The organism is Pseudomonas sp. LTJR-52 (genome assembly GCF_003691465.1).
Taxonomy (GTDB): Bacteria; Pseudomonadota; Gammaproteobacteria; order Pseudomonadales; family Pseudomonadaceae; genus Chryseomonas; species Chryseomonas luteola.
In genome coordinates this window covers 4,174,785-4,193,408 of the sequence record NZ_CP033105.1, presented here as the reverse complement: position 1 = coordinate 4,193,408, position 18,624 = coordinate 4,174,785, and the positions used below count along the sequence as shown (strand labels likewise).

Genomic DNA, 18,624 nt, shown 5'->3' with positions numbered 1-18,624 from the left:
CAACGCCTACTAACCTATAAAGGTTAGTAGGGGCATCACGCTCGGTCACGCTCCAGCAATGGTTGCAGAAACCGTCCGGTATGCGAGGCTAGATTCTCGGCTACGTCTTCTGGTGTACCTGTCGCGATGATCTGACCGCCCTTCGAGCCGCCTTCAGGTCCTAGGTCCACCAGCCAGTCTGCCGTCTTGATAACATCCAGGTTATGCTCGATCACTACGACGGTATTGCCGTGGTCACGTAGGCGGTGAAGTACGTCAAGCAATTGCTGGATATCCGCAAAGTGAAGACCGGTTGTGGGCTCGTCAAGGATATAGAGTGTCTTGCCTGTATCACGCTTGGATAGCTCTCGAGCCAGTTTGACGCGCTGTGCTTCTCCACCAGAGAGCGTGGTTGCGCTTTGGCCCAGGCGGATATAGGACAGGCCGACATCCATCAGGGTTTGAAGCTTACGCGCCAGGGCAGGCACTGCATCAAAGAACTCACGCGCTTCTTCGATGGTCATGTCCAACACCTCTGTGATGGTCTTACCCTTGTATTTGACCTCAAGTGTTTCACGGTTATAGCGCTTACCTTTACAGACATCGCATGACACATAAATGTCGGGCAAGAAGTGCATCTCTACCTTGATAACGCCGTCACCCTGACATGCCTCACAGCGGCCACCTTTCACGTTAAAGGAGAAGCGGCCCGGCCCGTATCCTCTGGAGCGCGCCTCTGGCACACCCGCGAACAGCTCACGTATGGGTGTGAAAATGCCCGTATAAGTCGCCGGGTTTGATCGAGGGGTGCGTCCAATAGGGCTTTGGTCGATATCGACAACTTTGTCGATATGCTGCAGGCCATCGAACGAATCATAGGGTGCTACTTCCAGCGTAGTGGCGCCGTTGAGTGCGGTAGCTGTAATAGGGAATAGGGTATTATTGATGAGTGTTGACTTGCCTGAGCCTGAAACACCTGTAATGCATGTGAACAAGCCTACTGGAATACGCAGCTCAACGTTCTGTAGGTTATTGCCGCGGGCACCTTTAATGACCAGTTCTTTCTTCTTGTCACGCTTGGTGCGCTCGGCAGGCACGACGATTTTCTTTCGTCCTGAAAGATACATCCCCGTTACAGACTCTGGGTGTGCCATGACTTCTGCCGGTGTACCTTGGGCAATGATCTGGCCACCGTGTACGCCTGCCCCTGGGCCAATATCTACAACATAATCGGCAAGGCGGATTGCATCCTCATCGTGTTCTACGACGATGACAGTATTGCCCAGGTTACGCAGGTGCGTAAGTGTTCCTAACAGGCGTTCGTTGTCCCGTTGATGCAGGCCAATAGAAGGCTCATCAAGAATGTACATTACCCCGACAAGGCCTGCGCCAATCTGGCTGGCGAGGCGAATACGCTGAGCCTCGCCCCCGGAAAGTGTGTCGGCGCTGCGGTCCAGGGTGAGGTAGTCCAGTCCTACATTGACCAAGAACTGCAAGCGCTCACGGATTTCCTTGAGAATCTTGTCTGCGATCTGGCCTTTATGTCCGGCCAGGGTCAGGTCCGCAAAGTAGCTGGTTGCATCTCCTACCGGTAAGCGCGTCACGGCAGGTAGCGTTTTGTCCCCGACCCATACGTGACGTGACTCACGGCGCAGACGTGTACCATTACACTCCGAACACGGCTGTGTGCTCAGGTATCTGGCCAACTCGTCCCGTACGCTTTGTGATTCGGTTTCACGATAGCGTCGCTCCAGATTCGGCAGAATGCCTTCGAATGGGTGAGAGCGCTTGACGATGTCTCCGCGATCGTTGAGATAGCGAAACTCTACGCCCTCACGACCAGAGCCGTTGAGCACCGCTTTCTGATGGTTGGCGCTGAGGTTCTTAAAGGGTTCTTCAAGGCTGAAGCCGTAATGGGCTGCGAGTGAACCCAGCATTTGGAAGTAATAGACGTTGCGGCGATCCCACCCGCGTACGGCCCCTTCTGCCAGGGAAAGCTCGCTATTTACAACCCGGCGTGCATCGAAAAACTGCCTAACGCCTAGGCCGTCACAGGTAGGGCAGGCACCGGCCGGGTTGTTGAACGAGAATAGCTTGGGCTCAAGCTCGCCGATGGAGAATCCGCAAATCGGGCAGGAGAAGCGAGCTGAAAAGAGCACTTCTTCACCGTCCTCGCCCTCCAAGGGAGCGATTACAGCAATATCATCGGCCAGTTTAAGCGCTGTCTCAAACGATTCTGCCAAGCGCTGCTGGATGTCGCCGCGTACTTTAAAGCGATCGACCACGATTTCGATGGTGTGCTTTTTTTGCTTGTCTAGCTTGGGCAGGTCGTCTAATTCGTACAGGCGACCATCTACCCGGGCACGAACAAAGCCCTGCGCACGCATCTCTTCGAAGATAGCCTGATGCTCACCCTTGCGCTCACGGATGACAGGAGCCAGCAACATAAGGCGGCGACCTTCCGGCATGCTGACGACCTGATCGACCATCTGACTGACGGTCTGTGCTTCCAGAGGCACGTCGTGATCGGGACACCGTGGCGTGCCTACACGCGCGTAAAGCAGGCGCAGGTAATCGTAGATCTCGGTGATAGTCCCTACCGTTGAGCGAGGGTTGTGCGAGGTAGACTTCTGCTCAATGGAAATCGCAGGTGATAAGCCTTCTATGCTATCGACCTCAGGCTTTTCCATCATTGACAGGAATTGGCGAGCGTAAGCCGATAATGATTCGACGTAGCGGCGCTGCCCTTCGGCATAAAGCGTATCGAATGCCAGAGACGATTTGCCCGAGCCGGACAAGCCTGTAATGACGATGAGCTGATCGCGGGGTAGGGTAAGGTCGAAATTTTTTAGATTGTGGGTTCGCGCCCCACGGATAAGGATCTTATCCACGTATGTTATGGCCTCGCTTGGCGGGCATCTGAGAACCCGCAATTGTACGACGTCGGCCGGGTGCGCGTCGAAACGTCGCGCCTGTGCCGGACAGGTCAAGACTGGTAAAATTGTGAGTGCTCTTCAGCAGTAATTGCCGCGTTGCCAAATTGGCAACGGTACAGCCAAGGGACAGCATGTCTGGGGTATAAGTCGGCATGCTTGGGCTTCGTCCCGCTTTCCTATATGTGGTCATTCTTTCGCTATTTTTAAAGTTATCCGGCACGATGAATTTTGAGGTGCCGACAAGAGGAGTATTCATGCACGATAAGCTCAGCGACCGCATGAGCGCTTTAGAGCGCCGCGCGGCGGTCGGACTGGCCCTTGTGTTTGCCTTTCGCATGCTTGGTATGTTCATGGTGTTACCGGTGCTGGCCACCTATGGTCAGGAGCTGGCAGATGCGACGCCAGCCCTCATCGGTTTGGCAATCGGTGCTTATGGTTTGACCCAGGCTGTACTGCAAATTCCCTTCGGTACGCTTTCTGATCGTATTGGTCGGCGGCCGGTTATCATTGCCGGCCTGCTGGTGTTTGCTGCAGGTGCTGCAGTGGCTGCTAATGCGCACAGCATATGGGGTGTTATTCTGGGTCGTGTCATTCAAGGGGGCGGAGCTATTTCTGCCGCCGTGATGGCACTGCTGTCCGATCTGACTCGCGAACAGCATCGTACGAAGGCCATGGCTACCATTGGAATGAGTATTGGCGTGTCCTTTGCGGTTGCAATGGTGTCCGGTCCTCTGCTGACGCGCTCGTTTGGTTTGTCAGGTCTCTTCTGGGCGACTTCTGCGCTGGCGCTGATTGGACTCCTGTTGATTCTTTTCCTCGTGCCCAAGGGGTCGCGCGTCATGCAACATCGCGAGTCCAGTGTTGCCAAACAGGCATTGGGCAAAACGTTGCGCAACAAGGACCTTTTGCGCTTGGACCTTGGCATTGGCGTATTGCATGCCGTGCTGATGTCCAGCTTTGTAGCGCTGCCATTGGCACTGGCTGAGCATGCCGGGTTGCCCAAGGAGCAGCACTGGTGGGTTTATCTGACTGCCTTGGTCGTAGGATTCTTTGCCATGGTGCCCTTTATCATCTATGGCGAAAAGAAGCGGCAGATGAAGCGGGTGCTCGTGGGCGCTATTGCGGTACTGGCTTTGTGTGAGCTGTTTTTCTTTGCCTTTGATGAAAGTCTGACGGCACTGGTAATTGGCATCGTTGTATTCTTTGCTGCCTTTAATCTGTTGGAAGCTTCACTGCCCTCGCTAGTAAGCAAGGTGGCCCCTGCTGGAGGAAAGGGGACGGCAATGGGCATCTATTCCACCAGTCAGTTTCTGGGTTCGGCGGTCGGTGGCATTTTAGGTGGCTGGCTGTTCCAGCATGGAGGGTTGAATACCGTTTTTCTAGGGTGTGCGGCGCTTTGTGTCGTTTGGCTGCTAATAGCTGTTACGATGCGCGAACCCCCTTATGTCACCAGTCTGCGCATGCCGTTGGCGCCATCCGTTGCCCAGGATGCGACATTGACTGATAGGCTAATGGCTTTGCCCGGCGTTACCGACGCGGTAGTCGTAGCGGAAGAAGCTGCGGTCTACGTTAAAATAGATACCAAACAGGTCAATCGTGAGGCCTTGGAGCGGTTGGTAAATCCCGCGGCGGCAGCTCATTGATTGATGAAGATTTCAGGAGAAGTAAATGGCTCGTGGTGTTAATAAAGTAATCCTGGTCGGGAACGTCGGCGGCGACCCGGAAACTCGTTATATGCCCAATGGCAATGCAGTGACCAATGTCACGTTGGCAACCAGTGATAGCTGGAAAGACAAGCAGACCGGCCAACAGCAAGAGCGTACCGAGTGGCACCGCGTGGTTTTCTTTGGCAAGTTGGCTGAAATTGCTGGGGAATACCTACGTAAAGGCTCACAGGTCTATGTGGAAGGTAGCTTGCGCACCCGTAAGTGGCAGGGCCAGGACGGACAGGACCGCTATACCACCGAAATCGTGGTGGATATCAACGGTACCATGCAGCTCCTGGGCGGCCGTGGTGGCGCGTCTGCTGGCGGTGGAGATGAGTACAATCAAACTCAACAGGCGCCTCGGGCACCTCGTCCCCAGCAAGCCGCGGCGCCTCAGCGTGAAAACCGTCCGGCACCTGCGCCACAGCAGCCGGCACCAGACTACGACAGCTTTGATGACGATATCCCGTTCTGATACGTATTGAGCTGGTTCTGAACGAAAAGCCCGACTTGAAAGAGTTGGGCTTTTTTATTTTTACCGCTCAAGACGTGTGTTTCAGTTATTCCTGTTCGAGCCGATCTTTAAGGCTGCTTGTCCTTGTATTGGTGGATTGGCCTGAAAACAATAAAAACACTTTCATCTGTAGGATGTCTTTTCCTCTTTGCCCAGCGTCTATTGGTAACAGCCTCGCTGAAGAGGCACAACGGAGCTAACGAAGCCTCACTATGACTTTATTCGGCAAACCTCTGCGTCATTTGTGGGCCCATGATAAGGCCAGCTACAGTGTTCGTGTGTTTGTCGCCCTGACAGGGGCTATGGCCGTATGCTGGTATCTAGGGGATCTACGCTCCATTTCTCCTGTCTTTCTCGGAATTATTGCCAGTGCCCTGGCCGAGACCGATGACAATTGGCTGGGACGACTGAAGTCCCTGCTGGTAACGCTGGTCTGCTTTGCCATCGCTGCGTTTTCTGTGGAGATACTGTTCCCTTATCCTTGGATCTTTGTCTGCGGGCTGGCGCTGGCTACATTCTTGTTGACGTTGCTGGGCGCGCTTGGCGAGCGGTATGGCTCAATAGCCCAAGCAACAGTGATCTTGTCCATCTACGGAATGATCGGTGTGGATCAGCGGCTTGGAGGCGAGGTGCCGATCTGGCATGAACCCGCGCTTTTGTTGGCGGGCGCCACGTGGTACGGCTTTCTATCGGTGCTATGGTGTGCCTTGTTTGCACATCAGCCGGTGCGGCAGCACCTAGCAGCTTTGTATTATGAACTGGGTCTCTTTCTACGCTTCAAGGCTGATCTGCTTGAGCCGGTGCGTCAGGTAGATCTCCATGAGCGCCGCTTGAAACTGGCGCAGCAGAATGGGCGTGTTGTCGATGCACTGAACAAGGCCAAGGCCACCATTCTGATTCGCTTTGGCCGCTCGGGGAGACCAGGCGTACGTTCGGGGTTCTATTTCAAGCTCTATTTCATGGCTCAGGATATTCACGAGCGGGCCAGCTCTTCCCATTATCCTTATAGCGCATTGACCGAGGCGTTTTTCCATAGCGATGTGCTGTTTCGTTGCCAGCGGTTGCTGAGTCTGCAGGCAAAGGCTTGTGCCTTGCTAGGTGAGGCTACTCGATTGCGGCAGCCCTTTGAGTATGGCCAGCAGAGTCATCAGGCTATGGCTGACCTGCACGCATCGATCGAACACCTCAAACAGCAGAACAACCCCCGTTGGCGTGGACTGTTACGTTCTCTAGATTCGTTATCCACCAATCTGACGACTCTGGAGCGCCAGCTTTCTAATGCCAGCCAGCCCGATGTCAATATAGGAGAGTTGGATACCAGTCTGCTTGATCCAGCGCCGCGCTCCCTCAAGGACATGTTGCAACGCATACGGTTGCAACTTACGCCAACATCGCTTCTGTTTCGCCATGGGCTGAGAATGGCTATTGCTCTAGCTGCCGGCTATGGCATCTTGCATTTGATTCACCCGAACTACGGCTATTGGATATTGCTCACGACTGTTTTCGTATGCCGTCCAAATTATGGCGCTACGCGGGTACGTCTGGTTCAGCGAATAGTGGGTACCGTCATAGGTCTATTGTTGGGAAATGCCTTGCTACAGCTTTTTGGCAGTACCGAGGCTCAGCTGTCGTTGGCGGTTATCGCAGGTACGGTCTTTTTCGTGACCCGGACCGATCGATATACCATCGCCACAGCGGCTATCACGGTCATGGTGCTGTTCTGCTTCAACCAGGTGGGCGATGGTTTCGGACTGATCTGGCCGCGTCTGATCGATACCCTTATCGGTTGCCTAATTGCGGTATTGGCTGTCTTCTTTATCTTGCCCGACTGGCAGGGAAGACGCTTGCATCAGGTGATGGCCAACACACTGCTGACCAGCAATAACTACCTGCGTAGCGTCATCGACCAGTATCGCCACGGCAAGCGGGATGATCTGAATTACCGGGTGGCGCGGCGTAACGTACACAACGCAGACGCGACGTTATCGGCAGCACTGGCTAACATGTTGCGAGAGCCTGGGCATTTTCGCCGTAATTTAGAGGCAGGGTTTCGCTTTCTGGCGTTATCCAATACCTTGTTGGGTTATCTCTCAGCATTAGGGGCTCACCGTATACAGCTGGCTGAGCATCCCGTAGATGTCCTGATTGAAAAAGCCATGGACCGCTTGAGCGCAGGGCTGCTTGAAATAGCCCAAGCGCTCAATGAGCGGCGTTCTTTGGTGCCTACGGCAGAAGAAGAAAATGCCTTGGCTGATGAGCTGGAGCAGTTTCCGGATGATCTTGACGATGGGCATCGTCTGGTACTGACCCAATTGGCCTTGATCAGCCGTCTGCTACCCAATCTCAAGAGCGCAGCGGCCTATGTGCTACGTGCACCAAAAGAAAATACCGAAGATGAGACAACCGTTGAGGCTGTCCCATCCTGACGCGGATGACGAAAGCTTCCGCTATGCTGCACAATGATGACCCTGTCGGCGTGCCTGTTTTCAGGCACGCCATTTATGATTAGATTTTGGAAGATACCCGAACTCCATGCGCATGCGCCTCATGCTGTTGGGCGGCGGTAATGCCCTGGGTCAGGCGCTGATCCGTCTGGGTGCTGAAGAAGATATTCACTTTCTTGCACCTCGTCCGCCAGCGCAGGGCTGGAACGCCAGCCACCTGACTCAGTTGCTTGATGACACCCGTCCCGATGTAATCATCAACCTGGCCTATTATTTCGACTGGTTTCAGGCCGAGCATGTCGATGATGACCAGCTCTCTCGGCAGGCCAGCGCTATCGAGCGGCTGGCTGAACTCTGCCAACATTACTCAATTGCATTGATACAGCCCTCCAGCTACCGTGTTTTCGATGGGAGTAGAGCGAGTGCGTATAGCGAGAAAGATGAGCCCAATCCTCTTGGTGTGCGCGGACAGGCGCTATTGACTATAGAGCAAACAGTACGTGCCTTGTGCCCCCAGCATGTTCTGTTGCGATTGGGATGGCTTCTGGATGAAAGCCCGCAAGGTGAGCTGGACCGTTTCCTGTCGCGGGCTGAAGTAGGGCAATTGATGCCGCTTGCTGATGACCGTCGTGGAAGCCCAACCCCTGTCGATGACGCCGGGCGGGTTATCCTAGCCGTCATTAAGCAACTGGATTGCAGTGCTCCTCTGTGGGGGACCTATCATTACGGCGGTATTGAGGCTGTTACTCAATTGACGCTGGGACAGGCGATTATTGCCGAGGCCCTGACTCTGCACGGGATGCCAGAGCCGAACCTTGAGCCAAGAGCTCATGGCGCGACTCTCGATGCTTCTGAAGAGCCGCAAAATGCAGTGTTAGCTTGCAGAAAGATTTTGAACACGTTTGGCGTCAAGCCGCGTAACTGGCGTAGCGGAATGTCCGCTTTGCTGGACCGTTATTATCGGCAAACAGGAAGTCGCCATGACTGAGCAACCAATTCTCATAACGGGCGGAGCCGGGTTCATCGGTTCTCATCTGGTTGATGTGCTACTAGCCAAAGGCAAACGTGTCCGGGTACTGGACGATTTTTCTACCGGTAAACGGGACAATCTCCCAGCAGATAATGCTTGGTTGGAAATCATTCAAGGGGACGTGGCCGATACCGATACGGTCCACCAAGCGATGACAGGTTGCTGTGCTGTTGTGCATTTGGCGGCTGTCGCCTCTGTTCAGGCGTCGGTAGACAACCCAGTTAGTACGCATCAGAGCAATTTTATAGGCACGTTGAATGTCTGCGAAGCCATGCGCAAGCATCATGTTCGCCGTGTGGTTTTTGCTTCAAGTGCTGCGGTATATGGGCCGAACGGAGAAGGGCAGGCCATTGCCGAGGAAACGCCCAAGGCGCCGCTTACGCCCTATGCAGCTGATAAGCTGGCTGGCGAGTATTACTTTGATTTCTACCGCCGTGAGCACGCTCTGGAGCCGGTCGTCTTCCGATTCTTCAATATATATGGCCCTCGGCAGGATCCGTCTTCACCATACTCGGGGGTCATCAGTATCTTTACAAATCGAGCACGTCAGGGAGAGCCAATAACCGTTTACGGCGATGGCGAGCAGACCCGCGATTTTGTATATGTGGGCGATCTGGTAGGGCTTATTGTCCAAGGCCTTGAAAGGGCTGAGCCCGTGGTTGGGCCTGTCAATGTAGGACACGGCCAGGTCGTTAGCCTGAATCAATTGTTACAGGAAGTTGGCGACTTAGTAGGCGGTCTTCCCAAGATCACACATGCAGCAACACGCGCAGGTGATATCCGTCATTCAAAAGCAGATAACTCGCGTCTCAAGGCATATTTCACTTTTGATCACGTTACATCTATGCGTGAGGGGCTGAGCCTGTTGTTAAAGACAGACAGCTAACCATGGCGCCCCCATAAAAAAGCCCCGTCAACCGGGGCTTTTTTTATTTGAAATAGATAATGGAATCTATTCGTTCTCTGTATCAATGGGGGCTGGCGTAGGGACTGGAGTCGACTGTGTTCTATCGATTTCCTGCTGGATCTGCTCTTCAACTGAGCCAGGTGCTGGCGGTTGATCAACCGGCTGCTGAGGTTGCTGTTGAGCGGGTTGGTCCGCTGGGCTGGAAGTCTCTGGAGCAGCGGTTTGACCGTCTGTGCCCATGATTTCCTGTTCCCGGGTAACACCCGGTTTGAAGTCGCCGGCGAGGCCTACAAGATGATCGCTGTCATCGAAAACCAGGCTCACACGCTCCTGCTGGCGCTGACCGCCACCCGGCTGCATGCTATAGAGGTAATCCCAGCGATTAGCGTGAAAAGTATCGGTAATCAGGGGGCTCCCCATGATAAACCTTACTTGTCGTCGGGTCATTCCTGGGCGAAGCTGGTCTATCATGTCTTGCGTGACAACGTTGCCCTGCTGGATATCAATTTTGTAGACCCCCGGAAAAGAACATCCGGCGAGCGTGGCGAGGCTCAGAAAGGTAAGCCCGGTCAGCGTTAGCTTGAGGTTTTGCATCGGGGGAAGACTTCCACTATCTTGCTAGGCAATGAACTCTGATCATACCTGCATTCCGAAGTGCTGCGAAGCGTTCGAAGCCGAGAAAGAACATGGTTGAAAATAACGAGCTCCGTAAAGCCGGGCTAAAAGTGACTCTTCCAAGGGTCAAGATCCTGCAAATGCTGGATTCCGCCGGTCAGCGCCATATGAGTGCTGAAGATGTATACAAGGCGTTAATGGAGGCCGGCGAGGATGTCGGGCTCGCTACTGTTTATCGTGTATTGACCCAGTTTGAAGCCGCTGGACTGGTGGATCGCCACAATTTCGATGGCGGTCATGCCGTGTTTGAGCTGGCGGATACGGGACATCATGATCATATGGTGTGTGTAGACTCAGGCGAGGTCATCGAGTTCACCGATGCCTCAATCGAAAAGCGCCAGCGTGAGATTGTTGAGGAGCACGGCTATGAGCTGGTCGATCACAATCTTGTGCTGTACGTCAAAAAAAGAAAATAAGCCTTGCTGCGCAATAAAAACAGCGGCCTTTGCCGCTGTTTTTGTTTCGTCTTAACGCTGTTATTTCGCTGTAACCATCTTTTTGGCATGCGCAAGGGATTCGCGCGTCAGGTCGATGCCCCCTAGCATACGGGCCACCTCCTCAATGCGGCGTTGTTTGTCGAGTATCGCAACCGCCGTCCGTGTTTCACTGACGCCACGCTCCTTGTGAACAAAGAGGTGGTGATGCCCCTGAGCCGCTACCTGTGGCAGGTGAGTAACGGTTAAAACCTGTCCATCTTCGCCGAGGCGTCGTAGCAATTGACCTACAATTTCAGCGGTAGGCCCGCCGATCCCTACATCCACTTCGTCGAATACAAGCGTAGGGACGCGTGACGTCTGGGCTGTGATGACCTGAATGGCCAAGCTGATACGAGACAGCTCGCCTCCTGACGCTACCTTGGCCAGAGGTTTCAAGGGCTGACCTGGGTTTGCGCTTACGCGAAACTCCACCGTTTCTTGACCGTAAGGTTGCAGGTCGTCTGAGGATTCAGGCTGTAGCGTAATAGAGAAGCGACCGCCAGGCATGCCGAGGCGCTGCATCTCTGTCTCTACGGCTGCCGCCAATTCGGGCGCACGGGTTTGTCGCCGTTCGCTCAGTTCATTGGCCTTTTCCTGATAATGACGTGCATACGCTGCCAGCTCTTCCTGGAGGCGCTCAACCGCTGCATCATCAGCATTAAGCGACTCGAGCTCACTCTGAAGTTGTGTCTGCAAGTGAACAAGCTCTTCGGGCTGTACGCGATGTTTACGCGCCATGGTGTAAATGGCATCCAGGCGCTCCTGTACTACCTGTTGGCGCTCTGGATCGGCCTCGAAGTTATCGATAAAGCGGTTGAGTTCGGACACGGCTTCTTCGATCTGTATCTGCGCCGAACCAATCAGGTTTGTCGCTTCCTCCAGCGCTTTGGGCGCATGACTGAATCCGCCCAGGCGGTGAGTGCTTGTGTTCAGGGCCGACAGGACGTTGCCGCCTTCACCCTCACTGCATAGGTCGATGACCTGACGACAGGCAACAAGAAGCTGCTCTGCGCTGGCTAGTGTCTTCTGCTCCTGTTCAAGTGCTTCGATTTCCCCTTCGCTCAAAGCGAGATTTGCCAGCTCTTCAAGCTGGTAACTCAGCAACTGATAGCGAGCTCGTTGTTCTTCACTGCTACTCGACAGTCGCTCAAGGGTTTGCTTGGTCTGGCGCCACCGCTGTGAAGCCAGCTGTACCTGGCGTGCCAGCTCTTTTGCCTCGGCAAATTCATCCAGCAAGCGGCGATGGGTATCCGTTTTCAGCAGTGACTGATGTTCATGCTGGCTATGGATGTCGATGAGCAGGCTGCCCAATGCCTTAAGGTCCCCTTGAGGGCAGGGCGACCCGTTGATGTAGGCCCGTGAGCGGCCTTCGGCTGTAATAACACGCCGCAAAATACACAACCCATCATTATCAAGGTCTCGCTCAGCCAGCCAGCTTTGCGCCTCGGGGATGCGTTTCAGATCAAAGGTGGCCAGGATGTCCGCCTTGTCAGCGCCAGGGCGTACTACGCCGCTATCTGCCCTGTCGCCCATGGTAAGGCCGAGCGCATCGAGCATGATCGATTTGCCGGCGCCCGTTTCGCCGGTAATCACTGTCATGCCACGCTCAAGTTCAAGATCGAGATGTTCAACAATCGCGTAATTACGGACGGACAGATGCACCAGCATGTGGGTGGGCTCCGAAATCTGTTGATCTGGTTATTTATTCAGTGGTGTTCATTTATACAGTTTTTCTTTTCGTTCTGGCAATAAGCTCAACCCTTGAAGCTTTAAATGCCGGCCCCATATAGCGGGCAGAACCGCAGGCTTTGCAGCGCTTTATATGGCGCCTCGCCTGCCAACTGATTCGACAGGAGGACGACATGGCTGACGAACAAAATCCAGATATTCAAAAGCCTGAAACCAATCAAGACGCCCAGGCTTCTCAGGGAGATGACCTGGCTGCTCGCGTAGCGTCATTGGAAGAGCAGCTAGCGGCTGCACAAGATCAGATGCTGCGTAGCGCAGCTGAGTTGCAGAACGTCCGTCGCCGCGCTGAGCAGGATGTCGAGAAAGCGCACAAGTTTGCCTTGGAAAAATTCGCGGGCGACTTACTGGCTGTGATCGATAGCCTTGAGCGTGGTCTTGAGATGTCGGATGCCAACAACGAGGCGTTGCGCCCTATGCGTGAAGGCATGGAGCTGACGCTCAAGGTTTTCCAGGACACGCTCAAGCGTTACCAGGTAGAGGTCATTGATCCGCATGGTGCGCCCTTTAATCCAGAGCATCACCAGGCCATGGCAATGGAGGAAAGTGCCAATGTCGAGCCGGGCAGCGTGCTGAAAGTGTTCCAGAAGGGGTATTCCATCAATGGACGTCTGCTGCGTCCGGCCATGGTGGTTGTCAGCAAGGCACCTTCGAATCAGCAGCCGACAATTAACGAAAAGGCTTGAAATAATCTGCTCGATCCCCATTTGGTGAAACAACCGAGCAAAAAAGATCCGCAGACGGATCGCACGGAATCAAGATTTCTGGAGAGTGAACATGGGTAAGATCATTGGTATCGACCTGGGGACGACCAACTCCTGCGTGGCCATCCTCGAAAACGGCAATGTAAAGGTGCTTGAGAACGCTGAAGGCGCTCGCACCACGCCGTCCATTATTGCCTACACCAACGATGGTGAAACACTGGTAGGTCAACCTGCCAAGCGTCAGGCGGTAACTAACCCGCAAAACACGCTTTATGCCGTCAAGCGTTTGATCGGCCGCCGCTTCGAAGAGAATGTGGTACAGAAAGATATCCAGATGGTGCCTTACAGCATCGTCAAGGCAGACAATGGTGATGCGTGGGTAGAAGTGAAGGGCCAGAAGATGGCTCCCCCGCAGATTTCTGCCGAAGTGCTGAAAAAGATGAAGAAAACCGCCGAGGATTACCTGGGCGAGACAGTAAGCGAAGCGGTAATTACCGTTCCGGCCTACTTCAATGACAGCCAGCGTCAGGCTACCAAGGATGCCGGTCGTATCGCAGGCTTGGATGTTAAGCGAATCATCAACGAGCCGACGGCTGCTGCGCTGGCGTATGGCCTGGACAAGGCCAAGGGCGACCACACCGTTATCGTGTACGATCTGGGTGGCGGTACCTTCGACGTGTCCGTGATTGAAATCGCGGAAGTGGATGGGGAGCACCAGTTCGAAGTACTGGCGACCAATGGTGATACCTTCTTGGGTGGTGAAGACTTCGATATTCGTCTGATCGACTATCTAGTAGACGAATTCAAAAAAGAAAGCGGCATCAACCTCAAGGGTGATCCGCTGGCTATGCAGCGTCTGAAAGAAGCTGCTGAAAAAGCCAAGATCGAGCTTTCTTCGGCTCAACAGACTGATGTGAACCTGCCGTACATTACCGCAGACGCAACAGGTCCCAAGCACCTGAACGTGAAGATCTCTCGTGCCAAGCTGGAGTCGCTGGTTGAGGACTTGGTCGAGCGCACCATCGAGCCCTGCCGCACGGCGCTGAAGGATGCCGGTATCGATGTGTCCAGCATCGATGAGGTGATCCTGGTTGGTGGTCAGACGCGTATGCCTCTGGTTCAGAAGCGTGTAGCTGAGTTCTTTGGCAAAGAAGCACGTAAAGATGTCAATCCTGACGAAGCGGTAGCTATCGGCGCTGCGATTCAGGGTGCCGTACTGGCAGGTGACGTTAAAGACGTTCTGCTGCTGGACGTAAGTCCGCTGACGCTGGGCATCGAAACCATGGGCGGCGTGATGACTCCGCTGATCGAGAAAAACACTACGATTCCAACCAAGAAGTCGCAGGTGTTCTCGACGGCAGATGATAACCAGAGCGCTGTGACTATTCATGTGCTGCAGGGTGAGCGTAAGCAGGCTGCACAGAACAAGTCCCTGGGTAAGTTTGACCTGGCTGAGATTCCGCCAGCACCCCGTGGCGTACCGCAGATCGAGGTCACATTCGATATTGATGCCAACGGTATTCTGCATGTGTCTGCCAAGGACAAGGCCACTGGTAAGCAGCAGTCCATTGTCATCAAGGCGTCTTCTGGTCTTTCCGAAGAAGAGATCCAGCAGATGGTTCGTGATGCCGAAGCCAATGCTGATGAGGACCGTAAGTTCGAAGAGCTGGTAACTGCACGTAACCAGGGCGATGCGCTGGCGCACGGCACGCGCAAGATGCTTACCGAAGCGGGTGACAAGGCGAGTGCTGACGAAAAAGCGGCCATCGAAAAAGCGCTTGGTGAGCTTGAAGCAGCGGTGAAGGGTGATGACAAAGAGGCCATCGAGGCCAAGATGAACGCTTTGTCTCAGGCTTCTGCTCCGTTGGCTCAGAAGATGTATGCTGAGCAGCCTGCTCCAAATGCAGAAGGCGCAGCCAAGGCAGATACCAACAGCGACAAGCCTGCCGGCGATGACGTTGTGGATGCCGAGTTCGAAGAGGTCAAGGACAATAAGTAAGCCTCGCGCTTGCTTGAGCCCCGGCAGGTTACTTGACCTGCCTGATCCGCTGCGCGGGAGCCTGCCTCCCGCGTTGGCGTGTCTGGAGGGTTGAAAAATGAAGGTGCAGGAAACTTATGGCCAAGCGTGATTATTACGAGATTCTTGGTGTCGAGCGTGGCGCTAGTGATGCTGACCTGAAAAAGGCTTACAGGCGCCTTGCGATGAAATATCACCCGGACCGTAATCCGGGCGATAAGGCCGCTGAGGAAAAATTCAAAGAGGCCAATGAGGCCTATGAAGTGCTGTCCGATGCGGGTAAGCGCTCTGCATACGACCAATATGGGCATGCAGGGGTTGATCCCAGCATGGGGGCTGGTGGCTTCGGCGCTGGAGCGGCAGGCGCCAGCTTCTCTGACATATTCGGCGATGTGTTTAGTGACTTCTTTGGTAACGCTCGTGGAGGCGGACGTGGTGGTCCGCAGCGTGGCGCAGACCTGCGTTATACGCTGGATCTAGACCTTGAAGAGGCTGTACGTGGCACTAATGTCACGATCCGTGTCCCGACACTGGTCGGGTGTAAGACCTGTGATGGCAGCGGTGCAAAGCCCGGCACGTCGCCAACTACCTGTACGACCTGTGGTGGTATTGGTCAGGTTCGCATGCAGCAAGGCTTCTTTTCGGTTCAACAGACCTGTCCGCGGTGTCATGGCACTGGCAAGATCATTCCTGAGCCATGCCAGACCTGTCATGGTCAGGGGCGTATCGAAGAGCAGAAGACGCTGTCGGTCAAGGTTCCGGCAGGTGTTGATACCGGTGACCGCATCCGCCTTTCTGGCGAGGGCGAGGCGGGAACGATGGGTGGGCCGGCCGGCGATCTATACGTGGTTGTGAACGTTCGTGAGCATGCCATCTTCCAGCGTGACGGTAAGCATCTCTATTGTGAAGTGCCGATCAGCTTTGCCGATGCGGCGCTGGGAGGCGAGCTGGAGGTGCCAACGCTCGACGGCCGCGTGAAGCTCAAGATTCCAGAAGCCACCCAGACAGGCAAAATGTTCCGCTTGCGCGGTAAGGGTGTTGTGCCTGTGCGCGGGGGTGGTGCGGGTGATCTGATGTGCCGTGTGGTGGTCGAGACGCCTGTTAATTTGGACAAGCGCCAGCGTGAGCTGCTCGAAGAGTTCCGCAATACACTTCAAGGCAATAGCTCGCACTCGCCGCGTGCCAGTGGGTGGTTCGATGGTATGAAGCGTTTTTTCGACGATCTATAAGCCAGGCGGGCACAGGCCTGGCGGCGTGTCGGCCTGTTGCTAGCGGCATGGAGCATAACAATGCGACGTATAGCAGTAATGGGCGCCGCCGGGCGCATGGGTAAGACGCTGGTTGAAGCCGTGCAGCAAACCAGTGGCGCGGCGGGACTGACGGCAGCGGTGGATCGTCCTGACAGTACCTTGGTTGGAGCGGATGCCGGTGAGTTGGCTGGCATTGGTCGTATCGGTGTGCCTTTATCTGGCGATCTGGCGCGGGTTTCCGATGAGTTCGATGTGCTGATTGATTTTACTCATCCAACCGTAACGCTACAGAATCTGACTTATTGCCGTCAGGCAGGCAAAGCCATGGTCATTGGGACCACCGGCTTTACTGCAGAGCAGAAACTTATGCTCATGGAGGCGAGTAAACAGGTTCCGATCGTGTTTGCAGCCAATTTCAGTGTAGGCGTCAACCTGTGTTTGAAGCTTCTTGACACGGCTGCTCGTGTGCTTGGAGATGAAGTTGACATTGAAGTTGTCGAGGCTCACCACCGGCATAAAGTCGATGCTCCTTCCGGTACAGCGTTGCGTATGGGCGAAGTCGTTGCGCAGGCCTTGGGCCGAGATCTGAATGAGGTGGCTGTATACGGTCGTGAAGGTCAAACCGGAGCACGTGACCGCAAGACAATTGGTTTTGCTACTGTGCGGGCGGGCGATGTGGTTGGAGACCATACGGTATTGTTTGCTGCCGAGGGCGAGCGAGTCGAGATTACCCACAAGGCGTCAAGTCGCATGACCTTTGCAAAGGGTGCGGTCCGCGCGGCGCTGTGGCTGGAAGGGAAAGAGCCTGGCCTTTACGATATGCAGGATGTTTTAGGGCTGCGTTGAGTTATCTTTTCGCTAGGCACTTATGGGATGCGCTTAGAGGTGCTTTAGATTATCTAGTTTCGTTTTGGCATCTAAGGCGATGAGCTGCATCAATAAGTGTGGATTTGCTCAAGTAATTTCCGTATCATGCAGCTTTAGTGTGTCCACTAAAGCCAGCGCAGCATAATCTAATAAAAAAGCGGGATGCGGTTCATACCACATCCCGCTTTTTTACAACCTGCGTTTGCCTCTTCAGACTAGATTTTGGGAGGTCTCTTGACTAAGCCAGCCATTCTCGCACTTGCCGATGGCACGATTTTCCACGGAGAATCCATCGGTGCCGACGGTCTTACAGTCGGTGAGGTGGTGTTTAATACCGCTATGACCGGCTATCAGGAAATCCTCACCGATCCTTCCTATGCCAAGCAACTCGTAACCCTTACTTATCCTCATATTGGCAACACCGGTACGACACCTGAAGACAGTGAGGCCAATCAGGTATGGGCCTCCGGCCTGATTATTCGTGATCTTCCCCTGGTAGCCAGCAACTGGCGTAACAAACAGTCACTTCCTGACTATCTTCGTGCCAATCAGACCGTAGCCATTGCTGGAATTGATACCCGCAAGCTGACCCGGATTCTGCGTGAAAAGGGCGCTCAAAACGGCTGCATTCTTGCAGGTGATGACATCACTGAGGCGCAGGCGCTTGAAGCAGCCCGTGCGTTCCCAGGCCTCAAGGGAATGGATCTTGCCAAAGAGGTGAGCGTCAAGCAGTCCTACGAATGGCGCCGCTCTGTTTGGGGGCTGGAGACAGATAGTGCTCCAGAGATTCCGGCTGACCAGTTGCCTTACCATGTGGTTGCGTTTGACTACGGTGTCAAATACAACATCCTCAGGATGTTGGTTGCTCGCGGCTGCCGAATTACTGTTCTGCCCGCGCAAACCCCAGCCAGCGAAGCCTTGGCGTTAAATCCTGATGGTATATTCCTAGCCAATGGTCCGGGAGATCCTGAGCCTTGTGATTATGCAATCCAGGCTATTCAGGAAGTGCTCGAAACAGACATTCCCGTTTTCGGTATCTGCTTGGGGCATCAGCTTTTAGCGTTGGCCTCTGGTGCGCGTACAGTGAAAATGCCTAACGGTCACCATGGTGCAAACCACCCGGTGCAGGATCTCGATACGGGTGTTGTGATGATCACCAGTCAAAACCACGGTTTTGCTGTAGATGAAGCGACATTGCCAGGCAACGTTCGTGCAACTCACAAGTCGCTGTTCGACGGTACCCTTCAGGGCATCGAGCGTACTGACAAGGTCGCGTTCAGCTTCCAGGGTCATCCGGAAGCAAGTCCGGGGCCGCATGATGTGGCGCCACTGTTTGATCGCTTCATCAATGCCATGGCGGGGCGGCGTTAATA

General features: G+C 54.4%; 14 protein-coding genes. 11 read left to right on the top strand and 3 right to left on the bottom strand.

The annotated features are described in order from the left end of the window. Nucleotides 1-35: 35 nt before the first annotated feature. Nucleotides 36-2,870 carry an excinuclease ABC subunit UvrA gene (gene uvrA / locus EAW52_RS19525; protein ID WP_122043683.1) on the bottom strand — a complete coding sequence of 945 codons (2,835 nt, stop codon included), beginning with the start codon at nucleotides 2,868-2,870 and terminating at the stop codon, nucleotides 36-38. Nucleotides 2,871-3,169: 299 nt separating this feature from the next. On the opposite strand from uvrA, the gene EAW52_RS19520 reads away from it, so the two are divergent. The 5 genes from EAW52_RS19520 to EAW52_RS19500 all read left to right on the top strand — a co-directional run bounded on the left by EAW52_RS19520 (nucleotide 3,170) and on the right by EAW52_RS19500 (nucleotide 9,495). Then, nucleotides 3,170-4,558: an MFS transporter gene (locus EAW52_RS19520; protein WP_122043681.1), complete on the top strand. Its 1,389-nt coding sequence runs from the start codon at nucleotides 3,170-3,172 to the stop codon at nucleotides 4,556-4,558. A gap of 25 nt (nucleotides 4,559-4,583) precedes the next feature. Continuing rightward, nucleotides 4,584-5,096, top strand: a complete 513-nt coding sequence (gene ssb / locus EAW52_RS19515; protein ID WP_019366098.1) for a single-stranded DNA-binding protein — start codon at nucleotides 4,584-4,586, stop codon at nucleotides 5,094-5,096. 251 nt (nucleotides 5,097-5,347) lie between these two features. Beyond that, on the top strand, nucleotides 5,348-7,561 hold the full coding sequence (yccS, locus tag EAW52_RS19510; protein ID WP_177411916.1) for a YccS family putative transporter: 2,214 nt from the start codon (nucleotides 5,348-5,350) through the stop codon (nucleotides 7,559-7,561). A gap of 106 nt (nucleotides 7,562-7,667) precedes the next feature. Further along, nucleotides 7,668-8,567, top strand: a complete 900-nt coding sequence (locus EAW52_RS19505) for a sugar nucleotide-binding protein (RefSeq protein WP_010796788.1) — start codon at nucleotides 7,668-7,670, stop codon at nucleotides 8,565-8,567. Beyond that, nucleotides 8,560-9,495 (top strand): NAD-dependent epimerase/dehydratase family protein, encoded by a 936-nt coding sequence (locus EAW52_RS19500; protein WP_122043680.1) that lies wholly within the window; start codon nucleotides 8,560-8,562, stop codon nucleotides 9,493-9,495. The genes EAW52_RS19505 and EAW52_RS19500 overlap by 8 nt, the downstream gene beginning before the upstream one ends. A 66-nt stretch (nucleotides 9,496-9,561) precedes the next feature. Here EAW52_RS19500 and EAW52_RS19495 read toward each other — a convergent pair whose 3' ends face one another. Then, nucleotides 9,562-10,110, bottom strand: a complete 549-nt coding sequence (locus EAW52_RS19495; RefSeq protein ID WP_122043678.1) for an outer membrane protein assembly factor BamE — start codon at nucleotides 10,108-10,110, stop codon at nucleotides 9,562-9,564. Nucleotides 10,111-10,202: 92 nt separating this feature from the next. On the opposite strand from EAW52_RS19495, the gene fur reads away from it, so the two are divergent. Then, nucleotides 10,203-10,607: a ferric iron uptake transcriptional regulator gene (fur, locus tag EAW52_RS19490; RefSeq protein ID WP_010796791.1), complete on the top strand. Its 405-nt coding sequence runs from the start codon at nucleotides 10,203-10,205 to the stop codon at nucleotides 10,605-10,607. Between the two features lie 60 nt (nucleotides 10,608-10,667). On the opposite strand, the gene recN is transcribed toward fur, so the two are convergent. After that, on the bottom strand, nucleotides 10,668-12,335 hold the full coding sequence (gene recN, locus EAW52_RS19485) for a DNA repair protein RecN (RefSeq protein WP_074829489.1): 1,668 nt from the start codon (nucleotides 12,333-12,335) through the stop codon (nucleotides 10,668-10,670). 194 nt (nucleotides 12,336-12,529) lie between these two features. Here recN and grpE point away from each other — a divergent pair, with 194 nt between their 5' ends. The 5 genes from grpE (at nucleotide 12,530) to carA (ending at nucleotide 18,622) form a co-directional block, all read left to right on the top strand. After that, on the top strand, nucleotides 12,530-13,099 hold the full coding sequence (grpE, locus tag EAW52_RS19480; protein WP_019366093.1) for a nucleotide exchange factor GrpE: 570 nt from the start codon (nucleotides 12,530-12,532) through the stop codon (nucleotides 13,097-13,099). A gap of 91 nt (nucleotides 13,100-13,190) precedes the next feature. After that, entirely contained in the window at nucleotides 13,191-15,116 is a 1,926-nt protein-coding gene (dnaK, locus tag EAW52_RS19475) for a molecular chaperone DnaK (protein ID WP_010796794.1), read from the top strand. 116 nt (nucleotides 15,117-15,232) lie between these two features. Continuing rightward, entirely contained in the window at nucleotides 15,233-16,363 is a 1,131-nt protein-coding gene (dnaJ, locus tag EAW52_RS19470) for a molecular chaperone DnaJ (protein ID WP_010796795.1), read from the top strand. 60 nt (nucleotides 16,364-16,423) lie between these two features. Beyond that, a complete protein-coding gene (gene dapB, locus EAW52_RS19465; RefSeq protein WP_122043677.1) occupies nucleotides 16,424-17,230 on the top strand; it encodes a 4-hydroxy-tetrahydrodipicolinate reductase in 807 nt (268 codons plus the stop codon). Nucleotides 17,231-17,485: 255 nt separating this feature from the next. Further along, nucleotides 17,486-18,622, top strand: coding sequence for a glutamine-hydrolyzing carbamoyl-phosphate synthase small subunit (gene carA, locus EAW52_RS19460; protein ID WP_074829484.1), 1,137 nt, complete (start codon nucleotides 17,486-17,488; stop codon nucleotides 18,620-18,622). Nucleotides 18,623-18,624: the final 2 nt, after the last annotated feature.

What these genes read in the sequence shown, in the direction of transcription:
- fur (WP_010796791.1), top strand. Translation starts at nt 10,203, where the DNA reads ATGGTTGAAAATAACGAGCTCCGTAAAGCCGGGCTAAAAGTGACTCTT.
- recN (WP_074829489.1), bottom strand. Translation starts at nt 12,335, where the DNA reads ATGCTGGTGCATCTGTCCGTCCGTAATTACGCGATTGTTGAACATCTC.
- dapB (WP_122043677.1), top strand. Translation starts at nt 16,424, where the DNA reads ATGCGACGTATAGCAGTAATGGGCGCCGCCGGGCGCATGGGTAAGACG.
- ssb (WP_019366098.1), top strand. Translation starts at nt 4,584, where the DNA reads ATGGCTCGTGGTGTTAATAAAGTAATCCTGGTCGGGAACGTCGGCGGC.
- dnaK (WP_010796794.1), top strand. Translation starts at nt 13,191, where the DNA reads ATGGGTAAGATCATTGGTATCGACCTGGGGACGACCAACTCCTGCGTG.
- dnaJ (WP_010796795.1), top strand. Translation starts at nt 15,233, where the DNA reads ATGGCCAAGCGTGATTATTACGAGATTCTTGGTGTCGAGCGTGGCGCT.
- EAW52_RS19505 (WP_010796788.1), top strand. Translation starts at nt 7,668, where the DNA reads ATGCGCATGCGCCTCATGCTGTTGGGCGGCGGTAATGCCCTGGGTCAG.
- EAW52_RS19520 (WP_122043681.1), top strand. Translation starts at nt 3,170, where the DNA reads ATGCACGATAAGCTCAGCGACCGCATGAGCGCTTTAGAGCGCCGCGCG.
- EAW52_RS19500 (WP_122043680.1), top strand. Translation starts at nt 8,560, where the DNA reads ATGACTGAGCAACCAATTCTCATAACGGGCGGAGCCGGGTTCATCGGT.
- grpE (WP_019366093.1), top strand. Translation starts at nt 12,530, where the DNA reads ATGGCTGACGAACAAAATCCAGATATTCAAAAGCCTGAAACCAATCAA.
- EAW52_RS19495 (WP_122043678.1), bottom strand. Translation starts at nt 10,110, where the DNA reads ATGCAAAACCTCAAGCTAACGCTGACCGGGCTTACCTTTCTGAGCCTC.
- yccS (WP_177411916.1), top strand. Translation starts at nt 5,348, where the DNA reads ATGACTTTATTCGGCAAACCTCTGCGTCATTTGTGGGCCCATGATAAG.